The organism is Methylobacterium sp. NPDC097929, assembly GCF_049543375.1.
Classification (GTDB): Bacteria; Pseudomonadota; Alphaproteobacteria; order Rhizobiales; family Beijerinckiaceae; genus Methylobacterium.
Map to the genome: position 1 here is coordinate 26,879 of NZ_JBMVEP010000012.1, position 13,578 is coordinate 40,456.

The 13,578-nt window shown below is 71.5% G+C and carries 12 protein-coding genes and 1 pseudogene; 2 read left to right on the forward strand and 11 right to left on the reverse strand.

What is annotated here, in order from left to right; translation table 11 throughout:
* Positions 1-36: 36 nt before the first annotated feature.
* A complete protein-coding gene (locus ACPCJR_RS21550) occupies positions 37-1,584 on the reverse strand; it encodes a DUF2235 domain-containing protein (protein ID WP_091889440.1) in 1,548 nt (515 codons plus the stop codon).
* A gap of 230 nt (positions 1,585-1,814) precedes the next feature.
* On the opposite strand from ACPCJR_RS21550, the pseudogene ACPCJR_RS21555 reads away from it, so the two are divergent.
* Positions 1,815-2,434 (forward strand): annotated as a pseudogene (locus ACPCJR_RS21555) (MFS transporter); the annotation flags it as partial.
* An 82-nt stretch (positions 2,435-2,516) separates the two neighbouring features.
* The gene (locus ACPCJR_RS21560; protein ID WP_078946992.1) at positions 2,517-2,735 is read left to right on the forward strand and encodes a hypothetical protein; all 219 of its coding nucleotides are present in this window, start codon (positions 2,517-2,519) and stop codon (positions 2,733-2,735) included.
* Positions 2,736-2,794: 59 nt separating this feature from the next.
* Here ACPCJR_RS21560 and ACPCJR_RS21565 read toward each other — a convergent pair whose 3' ends face one another.
* The 10 genes from ACPCJR_RS21565 to ACPCJR_RS21610 form a co-directional block, all read right to left on the reverse strand.
* Positions 2,795-3,844, reverse strand: a complete 1,050-nt coding sequence (locus ACPCJR_RS21565) for a Cj0069 family protein (RefSeq protein WP_053608641.1) — start codon at positions 3,842-3,844, stop codon at positions 2,795-2,797.
* Positions 3,845-3,849: 5 nt separating this feature from the next.
* The gene (locus ACPCJR_RS21570; protein WP_053608642.1) at positions 3,850-4,815 is read right to left on the reverse strand and encodes a DUF1259 domain-containing protein; all 966 of its coding nucleotides are present in this window, start codon (positions 4,813-4,815) and stop codon (positions 3,850-3,852) included.
* A gap of 31 nt (positions 4,816-4,846) precedes the next feature.
* On the reverse strand, positions 4,847-5,179 hold the full coding sequence (locus ACPCJR_RS21575; RefSeq protein WP_244537661.1) for a hypothetical protein: 333 nt from the start codon (positions 5,177-5,179) through the stop codon (positions 4,847-4,849).
* 23 nt (positions 5,180-5,202) lie between these two features.
* On the reverse strand, positions 5,203-6,612 hold the full coding sequence (gene chrA, locus ACPCJR_RS21580) for a chromate efflux transporter (protein ID WP_053608644.1): 1,410 nt from the start codon (positions 6,610-6,612) through the stop codon (positions 5,203-5,205).
* Positions 6,613-6,614: 2 nt separating this feature from the next.
* Entirely contained in the window at positions 6,615-7,445 is an 831-nt protein-coding gene (locus ACPCJR_RS21585) for a chromate resistance protein ChrB domain-containing protein (RefSeq protein ID WP_053608645.1), read from the reverse strand.
* Between the two features lie 105 nt (positions 7,446-7,550).
* Complete coding sequence (locus ACPCJR_RS21590; RefSeq protein ID WP_053608646.1) at positions 7,551-7,757, reverse strand: DUF1289 domain-containing protein; 207 nt, start codon at positions 7,755-7,757, stop codon at positions 7,551-7,553.
* A gap of 39 nt (positions 7,758-7,796) precedes the next feature.
* A complete protein-coding gene (locus ACPCJR_RS21595; protein WP_053608647.1) occupies positions 7,797-8,174 on the reverse strand; it encodes a hypothetical protein in 378 nt (125 codons plus the stop codon).
* A 17-nt stretch (positions 8,175-8,191) separates the two neighbouring features.
* The gene (locus ACPCJR_RS21600; protein WP_053608648.1) at positions 8,192-11,305 is read right to left on the reverse strand and encodes an efflux RND transporter permease subunit; all 3,114 of its coding nucleotides are present in this window, start codon (positions 11,303-11,305) and stop codon (positions 8,192-8,194) included.
* An 8-nt stretch (positions 11,306-11,313) separates the two neighbouring features.
* Positions 11,314-13,035: an efflux RND transporter periplasmic adaptor subunit gene (locus tag ACPCJR_RS21605; RefSeq protein WP_053608649.1), complete on the reverse strand. Its 1,722-nt coding sequence runs from the start codon at positions 13,033-13,035 to the stop codon at positions 11,314-11,316.
* A gap of 56 nt (positions 13,036-13,091) precedes the next feature.
* Positions 13,092-13,520 carry a DNA polymerase III subunit gamma/tau gene (locus ACPCJR_RS21610; protein ID WP_244537660.1) on the reverse strand — a complete coding sequence of 143 codons (429 nt, stop codon included), beginning with the start codon at positions 13,518-13,520 and terminating at the stop codon, positions 13,092-13,094.
* Positions 13,521-13,578: the final 58 nt, after the last annotated feature.

Sequence of the window (13,578 nt, forward strand, 5' to 3'; positions counted from 1 at the left end):
TGTGGCCGACCCGGTCCTTGCGATTGAGGAGGGGTGTTAGACCGTGGCAGGGCTCGCCGTTTCAGGGCCTGGGGTCGCGGCCACGTAGCGGGCCTTGAACCGGTCGTGGTTCGCGAGCGCCGCGGGGAGGTACGCGCCGGACCCGGCGCATTGCGGGACGGAGGTCAGTTCGAACCTCTCCGCCACGGTGGGGTGAACCGGCGCGTCGTGCGCGATCTTCCGCACCTGCACGGCCCAGTTCCAGGAGGCGGAGAACCGACGCAGGAACCTCGGCACGGAGCGTTCGATGGTGTCGTGCATGCCGGCGATCTCGCAGTGCTGTACGCCATCCGCGGCCGGGAACAGGTGAAGCTTCGGGTTTCCAGTCGCGTCTCCCGGCACCTTGAGCCCGTCGACCCTGAGGCCTTCGGGGATGCGGGTGGCCTCCTCGACCATCCACTTCAGGGAGATGTCGGACAGGCGGGATTCGGCCTCGGGGTAGCTGCCCCCGATGTCGGAGTGGTTGCCCGCGAACCAGAGCTGGACGAGCCGCGCGTGTCCCTCGCCGTGGTCATGCGCGCCGTCCTGGATGCCGCCCCAGGCGACGCGGTCGAAGTCCTTGCGGGTCTCGTCGATGGCGTTGGCGGAGCGGGCATAGCGGACGAAGCGGCTGAGGAGGCGGTCGAAGTTCTCCCCCTTCCAATCCGCCATGTGGCTGCTCACGTCCCCCGGGTTGGGGAAGTCGCGGATCACCTTCCTGCGCGAGTGACGCTCACGCAGCCAGACGCAGGCGCCGCCCGCGACCACGACGAGAAGCAGGACCCAGCGGAACGCGGCCCAGAAGTGCAGCCCGGGGTAGACGTGCAGGAGGCCTGCGACGGCGGCGGTAGGCAGCAGCCCGACGAGCGCGAGGCCGAGGGCGGCACCGACGGCAAGGCCCGCCTGGATCAGGAAGCGCCGGGCGCCGGTGGCACCCAGGGCCGCCACCGTGTCGAACACCCCGATGAAGTACGGCGCGGCGTTCGACCGTCCGGGCTCGCCGGTCTCATGGGCGGAGCCGTAACGGGCCCGGAAGCGGCGGGCCTGCTCGTCGCGCTCCGCCTCGTACTTGGCGCGAGGATGGCCCGCCCCGTGCTCCAGGACCGTGTCGACCGCCTCCTGGGCGATGTCGCGTGCGGCCTTGCGGAAGCGGGGCAGTGGCCCGTCCGCTCCGTGCGTGGGGACGCCGCAGAGCATCAGGAGGTTCGCCACGCACCGGGCGGTGTAGGCGCCGCGGCTGAACCCGATGAGGAAGATGCGGTCGCCCGGCCGGTAGTGGTTAATGATGAACTCGTAGCAGTCGACGATGTTCGTCGTGATGCCTCGTCCGGTCACCGAAGCCAGCAGCTTCTGGACGAAGCGAACGGGTGCGGTGAGCGCGGTGGCCCCGATGTCCGTGCCGAGGCCAGGGTCATAGAACGCGACCTGCTCCGCCGGGTCGACGGCGCTGTCGGGGCCCGTGCGGCAGACCCTGTACATCTTGTAGACGTTGCTGACCCGCTGCTCGGGCCTCACGCCGCCGTCCTGGCCGGTGCCGTCCGAGAAGACGACGATGTTCTTGGGCACGGGACCCTCCCACGTCCGGAGGGCCTTGGCCGGCAGCCTGCCACGGGCCGGCGGCCGTTCGGTCCAATGCCGGGCGCCACTTGTCGCGCCCAGGCTCCCCCGAGGGTAGCAACGGCCAAGTTCGGTCTTTGTTCCCCGGACTTGAGCTACTGGCAGTATTGGCCGCCACCCTGCCCCTATTTGACGCGAAGGCGTGTTGACCCGCCTGAGCCGCCTTGCCGCGGGCCGAGTCCAGCACCGTCTGCTGGTCGCTCTCGGCCTTCCTCGTTGAGCAGGTCGGTTGGCGCGGCGCCTGCCTCGCGTATGCCGGGCTGCACCTCACTGTGACCCGAGGCTCGGGGTCTCGGTGCACCTGATCGCGCTGCTGCAGGCCCGTGGCGTCGCGCTCGCCGCGGCCGTCTCCAACGGCGCGCTGATCGGGCCGGCCCAGGTCGGGGCACGCATCGTCGAGATGGCGAACAAAGGCCGGCACCACTCGCTCTGGACCCTGACCGTGGCCATGGCGCTGGTGGTCCTGGGGCTGGCCATCCTGGCGGCGGGCGTGCCGGCGGTCGGCCCCGCCCTGGTCCTCTAAGGCGCGGGCAACGGGATCTACTCCATCGCCCAGGGCACGGTGCCGCTCGCCCTGTTCGGCTCGGTCCGCTACCCGGTTCTTGTGGGGCGCCTGGCCCGGCCGGGCCTGATCGCGCAAGCCGTGGCACCCTCCCTCGGAGCGGTGGCGCTCACCTACGGCGGCGCCGACGCCGCATACGGCCTGCTGGCGGCGCTCGCGCTTGCGAACCTCGTGTTGGCCATTGCCTTGTGGGACGTACGGCCTGACGTCGTCGACGGAGGCGGCGGGCTTGCCTGAACGGAGGCTGCGCGTCGGCTTCAGAACCGGTTCAACGCGTAGCGAGCAGTCTGGCCGCATCCCGAACCACGAGGGTCATCCCATGAAGCCCCGCATCGCAGGCCTGGTCGCCGCCACCCTGGTGCTGCTCCCCGGCGCCGCTTCCGCGCAGTGGTACGAGCGCGGGCCGCGCTACCACCACCATCACGACAGTCACCATGGCTACGGCCACCGTCACGGCTACGAGCGTCACCACCGTTATGGCTACGACCGCCCCATCCACTTCGACCGGGGCCACCACCATCACCACCGCGGGTACTGAGGGCGTCGGAGAGGCCGGGAGGCCCGCCGCTTGCCCGAACGGGCGTTGAGCGGGCGTCGTCAGGCACGCTCCGGTAGGTAGGCGCGGGCTTCACTCAAACGTCGCAGCGTCGTCGCAGCGAGGGCGGCGTGCGCCTCGTCGGGGATGGGGTACACCGAACTCGCGTTGATCTCGCAGAGCACGTAGGTGTCCTCGCCGGCGGCATCCCTCGGCCCGAGCAGGAAGTCGGCGTCCCAGACGACCGGCAGGTCGTCCGGCCTCAGCCCCAGCCTTTCCGCCATTTCGGGTATCCAGACAGCTTCCATCAAGCTGCGTAGGCGTCGGAAGCGTTCGTCGTACGGCCCCGAGTAAAGGCGTGGCGGCGCGCGCCCGTGCTCCGGCGGAGCCAGCGCGGTCACGAACTGGGAACCGAATCCCGCGACCCGCGTGCCACTCACGTAGCAGCGGACCATCCCCTCCAGGTGCCGTGCCTGGAACGGCTGGTCGACGAGGGTGCCGCCCGCCGCGAAGTCGGCGGCGCGCTCGGCTAGGAACGCGTCGAGCGTCACCGTGCGTAGGGTCCGGTCACGCGCCTCCTGCACCAGGACGTCGGGGCCCGCTGCGCGCTCGACCTTCCAGACGCCGATGCCACCGTTGCCGCGGCTGCGCTTCAACACCCGCGGCCCCTCGGCCACGCGCCCGGGAAACTCCGCCGCGAGGGTGGCGTGGCCCGCGTAGAGGTGCGTGTCCGTCCCCCAGCCCATCTCGCGCGTCCGGACCAGCACTTCCTTGGTGCCGATCCGGTCGATCACGTCCGGATGGGCGCTGACCAAGACGCCGGCGGCGGCAACCTCCCGTAGCACCGCGTCCAGGGCGGCGCGGCCCTCGCCGGTGTCCTCCGTCACCGGGTTCACCCAGACCAGCGCCGCGTCCGTCGCCAGGAGCTGGGCCCGGAAGGCGTCGGCCTGCCCCTCGACCCAGACGGCCGGCTCGGCGGCGAGCCCGTGCCGCTCCAGGGCGGCGAAGACCGCGGCGAACCGGCTGGTCTCGGGGCGAGCCTCGGCGCGCGCCCGGGCGTCGCCCCGCCAGACGACCGCGACCTTGAAGGGAGGGGAGGCGGACCTCGCCATACGCGTCAGCCCTTCGCGACCTTCACCTGGTCGAGGGCGTCCCGCAGGCCCTTGGCCAGCTTGGCCGCGTCGTCGTTCGCCCAGAAGTGCATGAAGAAAAGCCGCGGCTCGTCTTCGAGCATGTGGTTGTGCAGCGCCGTCACCTCGATGCCGCTCGCCCGCAGCGCCTTGATCACCGGGTTCACCTCGTCGGCGGTCAGGACGAAGTCGCCGGTGATGGCCGCCTTGCCGCCGCCGGTCGGCTGAAAGTTGATGGCGATGGCCGAACCCATGGCCTCCGGCACCTCCATGCCATGGTCCTTCGGCGTCTCCGCACGAGGCACGCTCACGGCATAGACGCCGCCGTTGACCTTGCCCTTGCGCCCAAGCACCGCGTCGATGGCCGCCGTATCGAGGTCGAGCGCCTGATCGGGTGCCGTCGCCTTCGCCGGCACAGGCCCTTCCCCGGCGGACGCGGGCTCCGCGCCGCCAACCTTCGGAGGCGTCGCCCCCGCCGTCGCACCGCCGAAGGGGGTCTTGCTCGCGCCGAGGGCCTCGCGCAGCGTGGTCGCGAGCTTGCCCGCATCCCCGTGCCCGCCTACGTGCATGTACATGGTGTGGGGCGTGTTGCGCAGCAGGTGATTATGCAGCGCCGTGATCTCCAGCCCCCCCTCGACCAGCCGCTTCATCACCGGGTTGACCTCGTCGTCGGTGAGCACGAGGTCGCCCATGACCATGACTTCGTCGCCGCTCCCGTGCCGCACGAAGGCAAGCCAGGAGCCGAGGGCGAAGGACGGCTTGAGTTGCACGCCGTCGAGGGTGACGTTCAGGTCGGTCCGGGGCAGGCCGACGCGGTAGACCCCGCCCGGCATGGCGGTGCCGGGCTTGCCCAGCCCGGTGGCGATGGCGTCCTGCCAGGGTTCGCCCGCCGACGCGGCGGACGCGAGCGCGACCGTGCCCAGCACGGCGAGGGATGCAAGCAAGCGGCGCATGGTCGTCTCCTCTCTCTGGGTTTCTCGTTCCTCAGCGCCGGCTGGCAGGCGCCTGCAGCACACCCTCCTCGGGGAGAGTGCCTTCGCCCCGCCGGAACTCGACGCGGTTGCCGGCCATCCAGACCTCGACGCAGGGCTGGCCATCGAGGCAGAGCCCGTCGCCGTCGATCCGCCACCGCGCAGTGCGGGTGCGTCCGAGCGACACCACGCGCAAGCCGCCGCCTCGCTCGAAGGAATAGGCCCAGTGCACCTCGTCCGTGACCTCCTTGCCGATGAGGTGCGCCCGGATCTCGGAGGCGGACAGGCGCCGGAACGCCTCGCCGGCGGACGCCGGGCCTGCCGTCACGACGAGTATGACGGCCAAGGCAGCGATGCGTCCGGCGCGCATCACACCAGCCCCGCCAGGTGCAGGGCGACGCCGGCCGCGGCGCAGGCCGCGAGCGTCGGGACCATGCCGACCTTGAAGCGGAACACCGCCAGCACCGCCGCGGCCGCCAGAGCGAGCGCCCACGGGTTCAGGCTCGACGGCACCGGCACGTCGAACCGGATCGGCCCGGCCGTGAACGGCCGGGTCTCGGCGAAGACGGTGTGCAGGGCGAACCAGACCGCGAGGTTGAGGATCACGCCGACCACCGCCGCGGTGATGGCCGAGAGCGCGCCGGCCAAGGCCCGGTTTCCTCGCAGGCGCTCGACGTAAGGGGCGCCGACGAAGATCCAGAGGAAGCAGGGCGCGAAGGTCACCCAGGTGGTCAGCAGACCGCCCAAGGTCCCGGCAAGCAGGGGCGGCATCGCGCCCGGGGACCGGTAGGCGGCGAGAAATCCCACGAACTGCGTGACCATGATGAGCGGGCCCGGCGTGGTCTCGGCCATGCCGAGGCCGTCCAGCATCTCGCCGGGCTTGAGCCAGCCGTAGTGCTCCACGGCCTGCTGGGCGACGTAGGATAGCACCGCGTAGGCGCCCCCGAAGGTCACCATCGCCATCTTGGAGAAGAACACCGCGACCTGGGCGAAGACGTCGTCCGAGCCGAGGGCCAGCAGGATGGCCGCGACGGGAACCAGCCAGATCGCTCCCCAGACGAGCAGCATCCGCAGGGTGTGCCCGGCGGCGGCCCGCTCCTGGGGGAGTTCGTGGTCGTCGAGCAGGAAGGGGCCCGCCACCGCCTTGCCGCCGGCCCCGTGCCCGCCGGCCTTAAACTGTTGCAGCCCGGCCCGGCCGCCGAGGTAGCCGATGACGCCGGCCGTCAGCACGATCAGCGGGAAGGGCACGCCGAGGAAGAAGATGCCCACGAACGCGGCCGCCGCGAGCCCGACCATAACGGGGCCCTTGAGCGCCCGCTTGCCGATGCGGATCACGGCCTGGAGCACGATGGCGAGCACCGCCGCCTTCAGGCCGAAGAACAGGCCGGCGACGAGGCCGACGTTGCCGTAGAGCGCGTAGACCCAGCTCAAGGCCATGATGGCGACGACGCCCGGCAGGACGAACAGGCCGCCGGCGACGAGGCCGCCGCGGGTGCCGTGCATCAGCCAGCCCACATAGGTCGCCAGCTGCTGCGCCTCCGGCCCCGGCAGGAGGGTGCAGAAGTTCAGGGCGTGCAGGAAGCGGTTCTCGGAGATCCAGCGCCTCTCCTCGACGAGGACGCGGTGCATGACGGCGATCTGCCCGGCCGGCCCGCCGAAGGAGAGCGCGGCGATGCGGGCCCAGACCGGTACGGCCTCGGCTAGGGTCACGGGCACCGGCGCTCCCGGGGCGGCCTCCCCGGGAGCCGGCGCCGTATGGATGCCTGCGGTCGCGGCCATGGTCACGCCTTCCCCTTGGTGCGGTCGCCGTCCCAGGAATGGCGCTCCGCCGTCGCGTCCCGGCACCAGCGATAGAAGGCGTCGTAGAGAAGCATCCCGGCGTCGAGCTGCTCCAGGTCGTCCGCGTAGATGCGCGACAGCCCGAGCGAGGCCGCGAGGAGGCCCGCCGCTTCCGGGGCGAGGTCGGGCCGGCCGGTATCGGCCCCGCGCACCAGCGTCGCGAGGTGCAGGAGCGGCGGCGTCGCGAGGCCGAGCTCCTCGACCATGACGTCGAAGGTGCAGAGCTCGCCCCGGTGGCTCCAGAAGGTGCCTGGGTCGTCGATGTCGAAAGGCGCCGCCTCGAACCGTTCCGCGACCCCGGAGACCTCGCCCGGCGGCACGAACAGGAAGACCGCGTCCGGGTCGACGAAGCGGCGGATGAGCCAGGGGCAGGCGATGCGGTCGACCTTAGGTCGGGCGCGCGTGACCCAGACGGTGCGGCCCTGCTCGTCGCGATTGCGGATCTTGTTGGCCGGAACCATCGGCAGTTCGGCGGCCGCCCAGTCCGCGATGCCACCTTGCAGGGCCTCGGCCTCGACGCCGGCGCTGCGCAGCCAGGCGGCCACCCCATGGCTATTGCGACGTCCGTCCTCGCAGACGACCACGACGGACCTGCCGCGCAGCCCCGGCGCCCACTCGGCGACCTTCTCCGCCGACCGTGGCAAGGAGCCGGGCACGTGGCGCTGGTCGACGAGGAATTCCCTGTAGGAGCGCACGTCGACCACGGCCGGGCAGCCGGGAGTGCCGATCAGGCGCGCGAGTTTTTCGACGGTGATGGTGTTGGGCACGGGCATGACGCGTCCTTGCATCGAATGCAGTCGGGACGCGATTCTTCAGCCGGAGCCTCGTCGGGGGATCGCTCCCCGATGACGCCATTCATCGCCGCTTGGCCGGGCGTGTCAAGCGTCTTCGAACCGGGAGAGGCGCTGTCCCGCGGAAGCCATCTGCTCGATCCGGCGCGGGAGCTCGCGCGCGAGGGCGGTGCGCCGGTAGGGCGTCATCTTCCTCCACGCGCGGATCTCGGGGACGGTGCGCCCGCAGCCCAGGCACCAGCCGGTTCGCCCGTCCCATTGGCAAACCCCTATGCAGGGGTCGTCCTTCTTCATGGCTGGCCCTCGGTTTGCCCGGCTGCGTGCCGCGGAAGTTCAGCGCTCGACGTGACGCACCTGGATCTTGCGCCCGTCGGCAGTGCGGGCCGAGACCACGACCTTGTCGCCCGAGGCGAGCGGCTTCGTCAGGGCGCCGGCGAGCTTGGCCCCGCCGGCCGGGGCTAGGTCGACCGTCTCGGTCTTGCCGCCCGACAGGATGGTGGCCTTGCCGGTCGCGCCCTTGGACGGGACCGGCTTGCCGTCCTCGTCGCTGAGGTGGAGCGCGATCTCGGTCGGGGTGTCGACGAACTCGGCGTGGCCGCCCGCAACGTCGACGAGTTCGCCGCCGTTCGGGCCTTTGTGAGAATGCCCTTGCGCGTTGGCGGCGACCGGCAGCGCCAGGATAAGGGCGAGCGTGAGGATGCTGGGCTTCATGGTGTCTCCTTCGGGGGTCAGTAGAGTTCGGCGGGCTTGAGCCCGCCCACCTGTCCCGCCCGGAGCCGCTCAAGGGCGCGGCGACCGAAGGCGAGGAACAGGATCGGGGTCAGGACGGCGTCGAGCAGCGTGGCGCTGACGAGGCCGCCCAGGATGGTCACCGCGACGGGGTGTAGGATCTCTCGACCCGGCTCGCCGGCGCCGAGCACCAGCGGCAGCAGGGCGAGCCCGGCCGAGAGCGCGGTCATCAGCACCGGCGTCAGCCGCTCCAGCGACCCGCGCACGACTAGCGCCGGCCCGAACGCCTCGCCCTCGTGGATGGCGAGGTTGAGGTAATGCGAGATCTTGAGGATGCCGTTGCGGGCGGTGATGCCGGCCAGCGTGACGAAGCCGACCATCGAGGCGACCGAGAGCGGCTGACCCGCGAGCCACAGGGCGACCACCGAACCGACCAGCGCCAACGGGATGCTGGCCATGATGATGCCGGCGAGGGCCAGCGAGCGGTAGCGCCCGTAGAGGACGGTGAGGATCAGCGCGAGCGCGACCAGCGAAAGCAGGCCGATGCGGGTCGCGGCCTCCTCCTGCGCCTGGAACGAGCCCTCCAGCCCGGCCCGGTAGCCCGGCGGCCAGCGGGTCTCGTCGATGGTGCGCCGCACGTCGGCGACCACGGCGGCGAGGTCGCGCCGCTTGTCGGTGTTGCCGAAGACCGCGATCCGCCGCTGGGCGTTCTCGCGCATGACTTGGTTCGGGCCGTCGGTCTCCGAGACTTCGGCCACCCGGCGCAAAGGGATGCGCCCGGCCGGCGAGGCGATGAGCAGATCGCCCAGCCCCGTGGTCGAGCGGTCCTCGTCCCCGAGGCGGATGACCACGTCGAAGCGACGGTTGCCCTCGACGATCTGCGAAACCGTGCGCCCGTTGCTCAAGGTCGCCAAGGCGTCCGTCACCGCCGCCGGCGTCAGGCCGTACAGGGCGGCCCGCTCGTGGTCGACGTCGACCCGGAGCTGCGGGATGCGTACCTGCTTCTCGACCTGGAGGTCGGCCATGCCCGGGATCTTCGCCAGCCGGTCGCGCAGGCCCTCGGCGAGGCTCCGCAGGGTATCGAGGTCGTCGCCGTAGATCTTCACCGCGACCTCGGCCCGGATGCCCGAGAGCATGTGGTCGAGCCGGTGCGAGATCGGCTGCCCGACGTTGAGCACCGCCGGCAACACACCGAGCCGCGCACGGAGGTCGGCGAGGATGGCCTCCTTCGGCCGGCCGGGCTTCAGGTCGACGTCGATCTCGGAGGAGTGGACACCCTCGGCGTGCTCGTCCATCTCGGCACGGCCGGTGCGGCGCCCAACCGAGGTCACCTCGGGCACCTCGCGGATGAGGCGCTCGGCCACCAGCCCAAGGCGGTGGCTCTCGGCGAGTGAGATGCCAGGGTTGTAGGCCAGACCAAGGGCGAGGCTGCCCTCGTTGAAGGGCGGCAGGAACGCCCGCGGCAGGTTCGCCGCGGCGAAGCCGGCCACGACCACGGCGGCGCCGGCCGAGCCCACGACGAGCCAGCGGTGCCCGAAGGCCCATTTCAGGAGGGCGGCGTTCACGCGCTTCAGGAGGCGGACGAGCCGGGTGTCGCCGCGGTGCTGGTCTCCGTCGCGGGCGAGCAGGTAGGAGGCCAGGACCGGCGTCAGGGTGACCGACACCACGAGGCTCGCCAGGATCGAGACGATGTAGGCGACGCCCAGCGGGGCGAAGAGGCGGCCCTCGATGCCCGACAGGGCGAACAGCGGCACGAAGACGAGGCAGACGATCAGGGTCGCGTAGACGATGCCCGAGCGCACCTCCTGGCTCGCCGCCGCGACCACCTCCAGCACCGGTCGCGGCTCGGGCCTCTCCCGGTTCTCATGCAGGCGCCGGATGATGTTCTCGACGTCGACCACCGCGTCGTCGACGAGCTCGCCGATGGCGATGGCCAGCCCCCCGAGCGTCATGGTGTTCACGGTCAGGCCGAGCGCCTGGAAGACGACGACCGTCACCAGAACCGAGACCGGGATCGCGGTCAGCGAGATCAGGGTCGCCCGGACGTTCATCAGGAACAGGACCAGCACCACCGCGACGACGGCGGCGGCCTCTAGGAGCACCCGCTTCACGTTGCCGATGGAGGTCTCGATGAAAGTCGCCTGACGGAACTGGATGTTGTCGGCCCTCACGCCGGCCGGCAGCGTCCTCTGGATGGAGGCGAGCGTCGCCTCGATGCGCCGCGTCAGCTGGACCGTGTCGGCGCCGGGTTGCTTCTGGATCGAGACGATGACGGCCGAGCGCCCGTTGTAGCCTGCGTCGCCCCGCTTGTGCGCCGGGGCGAAGGCGACGTCGGCGACCTGCCGCAGCAGGACAGGCTGCCCCTGCCGGTAGGTCACGACCGTGCCGCGCAGGTCGTCGAGGCGCTTGGTCAGGCCGACGTTGCGGATGAGGTACTCGCGCCCGTGCTGGTCGACGAAGCCGCCGCCGGTGTTGGTGCCGAAGCGCGAGACGGCGGCCTCGACCTGCTCGGGGGTGACGTCGAGGGCCTGCATCGCGGCCGGGTTCGGGCTGACCCGGTACTGCCGGACCTCGCCGCCGATGGGGATGACCTGGGCGACGCCGGATAGGCTGAGGAGCTGCGGCCGGATGACGAAATCGGCGAGCTCGCGCACCTCCATCGGCGGCAGCGTCTCCGAGGTGACGGCCACAAGGAGGATCTCGCCCATGATCGAGGTGACCGGCCCCATGTGCGGGACCACGCCGCGTGGCAGGGTCTCGCGCACGATGGCGAGCTTCTCCGCCACCAACTGGCGGCTGCGGTAGACGTCGGTCGACCAGTCGAACTCGACGTAGACGATGGACAGGCCGACGCCGGAGACCGACCGGACGCGGGTCACGCCCGGCATCCCGTTCATCGCCGCCTCGATGGGATAGGTGACGGTCTGCTCGACCTCCTGGGGCGCGAGCCCCTCGGCCTCGGTCATCAGCGTGACCATGGGCCGATTGAGGTCGGGCAGCACGTCGACCGGCAGCCGCGGCAGCACGAAGCTGCCGTAGGAGACCAGGAGCACGGCGGCGGCGAGGACGAAGAGGCGGTTGCGCAGGCTGGCGCGGACGAGGGTGCCGAACATGGTTGCCCTCACCGGATCTGGTTGATGAGGTCGGCGCCGCGCACCACGATGCGCTCGCCTTCCTTCACGCCGGCCCGCACCACGACCTGGGTGGCATCGACGGGCTCGACCCGGACCTGGCGCGGCTCGAACCGCTCGGGCGCGGCGTGGCGCCAGACCATGGCCTCCCCGCCGGTCCCGCGCACGACGGCGTTCCGGGGGAGCACGATGCCGGTCGCGCTGGTCCCGGTCGCGGCGAGCACCGTCACCGGCTGTCCCACCCGGAGGTTGTCTGGCGGGTCGACGACCGCGAACTGGAGGACGGTCGCCTGCTGCTGCAGGGCACGGCTGACGCCCTTGGGCTCCAGCTTCAGGGTCGCGCCGTCGACGGTTAGCGCCGTCGTCCCCGTGCCAGTCGGTGCGTCCTCGAAGGAGAGGGCCTCGACCCAAAGGCTGCCTGGATGGACGACCTGGAACAACACGTCCTGTGGCTGCACGACCTGGCCGGCGACGACACGGGACGAGGCGATGACGCCCTCGGCGGGCGCCGTCAGGGTCTCCGGCGTGGTCCGGATGTCGCTGACGGCGGCCCGGCGCCGGCGCATGCCCTCAAGCTCGATCTCCAGGTCAGAGACGGAGATGGCGGTGCCGGCTCCGGAGGCGACGAGCTTCCGGGCGCGGGCGAGCTTCGCCTCGGCGAGGCCGATCTGCTGCTCGATCTCGCCGACCTTCTCGACCACGATGGCTTGGTCAGCCTGGATGATGGGCCGCTCGACCCGGGCGAGAACCTCTCCCTTGCGTACGGCCTGCCCGAGCCGGGGCATGCCGGCCTCGGGCGCGATGACGCGGCCACCGCCGATGCTCTGCACTAGGCCGCCACGGTTCGGGTCGGGGATGACCTTGCCGATGAGGCGCGTCGCCCCCTCGACCTCGGTCGGCCGGGCGGTCGTGGTGCGCACCTCCAGGATGCGTTGCGAGGGTTTGGGGACGAAGACCGACCCGTCGGGCAGGCGCTGCGGCGTGTTCGAGCCGGGCACCACGGTGGGCGCGTCGTGGTCATGGTCCTCGCCGCCGTGGGCGAAGGCGGTGCCCGTCAGGGCGACCACGAGGACCGCGCCGGCCACGAAGGCGGCCGGCCGCATGCGGCGGCTGCGCAGTGCGAGCCCGAGGGCTAGCCCGACCGCGAAGACGGCGAGCGCCCAGGCCCGACCCGGCTCGGGCTGGCCAAGCCGTTCCTTCAGATGGGCGAGGAACGGAATGTCGGTGTGCGCATGGGCTCCGCCGGGACGGGCGGCCGCGCTGACCGCCTCGGCCACCACCAGGGACCCGATCAGCAGGTCTTCGCCGTCGGGGCCGGCGACCTGGATGACGAGGTCGTTCGAGCCGAGCTCCGCCAGGTGCGGCGAGGAGACGGCGTAGGTCCCGTCGGCGTTCGCCGTGGCCGGCACGGCCTCGCCCTCGACGGTCACGGACACGGTCGCGCCGGTCACCGGCTCGTTGTCCTCGGACCGGTCGACGTAGAGCGTCAGGCGGTCGCCTTTGAGGGTGGCGACCACTTGGTAGAGGTCGGACTGCATGGCGATGCGGGGCGTGCCTTGCGCCGCCACGGCGGCCGGTGCCGGCCCGTGGCTGTGGTCGTCGCCCCCGCCGGCGATTGCGGGTGTGGCGAGGCAGATGGCCAGGATCATCATGGCCAGCCCGGCGGCACGGCCTCGCGGCCGCCCGGGGGCGTCGGTCTTGGGAAGGGTCACGGTTCGGGGTCCTGTCGAACGGGCACGGCCTTGCGGCGCCCGTCAGGACGCCGCGCTCAAGCGTTCGGAAGGGACCTTGGAGGTCGTCTCGGGCCGTTCGGGTCGACCCCGTGCGGATGCGTCGATTCCCGAGTGACGAGGATCGCGCCCGGCGACCCGTGCACGGGCGCCGTGGCATCGGCGGAGAGAAGCGCGACCGGATGGGCCAGGCCGCAGCAATCCGCCTTCTCGTGCTCGTGGTTCTGCGGGTCGTCGAGCGGCGGGAAATCCGGCCAGCCGCCGGCCTCGTCCGGGGTGACCTTCGCGACGACGTGCGAATGCACGGTGCCGTCGCCGTGCACGTGGCTGTGCTCGGGCCCGGCGTATTCCAGGTGCTCGACGGGAGCGAAGGCGCTCGCCGGCACCGCCGCGACGTTGACCGCGAGCGCCGACATCGCCAGCAGCATCAGGCTGGTCGCGATCCGGCGCAGGATGGTCAACGGCACTCTCAAAAACGGGTCTCCCTGAGCGACACCTAGCATCGATGCGTCGCCACGACCAAGG

Excerpts from the sequence above, each read along its gene's own strand:
- ACPCJR_RS21595 (WP_053608647.1), bottom strand. The coding sequence starts at position 8,174 with ATGAAGCCCAGCATCCTCACGCTCGCCCTTATCCTGGCGCTGCCGGTC.
- ACPCJR_RS21600 (WP_053608648.1), bottom strand. The coding sequence starts at position 11,305 with ATGTTCGGCACCCTCGTCCGCGCCAGCCTGCGCAACCGCCTCTTCGTC.
- ACPCJR_RS21565 (WP_053608641.1), bottom strand. The coding sequence starts at position 3,844 with ATGGCGAGGTCCGCCTCCCCTCCCTTCAAGGTCGCGGTCGTCTGGCGG.
- ACPCJR_RS21560 (WP_078946992.1), top strand. The coding sequence starts at position 2,517 with ATGAAGCCCCGCATCGCAGGCCTGGTCGCCGCCACCCTGGTGCTGCTC.
- ACPCJR_RS21590 (WP_053608646.1), bottom strand. The coding sequence starts at position 7,757 with ATGAAGAAGGACGACCCCTGCATAGGGGTTTGCCAATGGGACGGGCGA.
- ACPCJR_RS21570 (WP_053608642.1), bottom strand. The coding sequence starts at position 4,815 with ATGCGCCGCTTGCTTGCATCCCTCGCCGTGCTGGGCACGGTCGCGCTC.
- chrA (WP_053608644.1), bottom strand. The coding sequence starts at position 6,612 with ATGGCCGCGACCGCAGGCATCCATACGGCGCCGGCTCCCGGGGAGGCC.
- ACPCJR_RS21585 (WP_053608645.1), bottom strand. The coding sequence starts at position 7,445 with ATGCCCGTGCCCAACACCATCACCGTCGAAAAACTCGCGCGCCTGATC.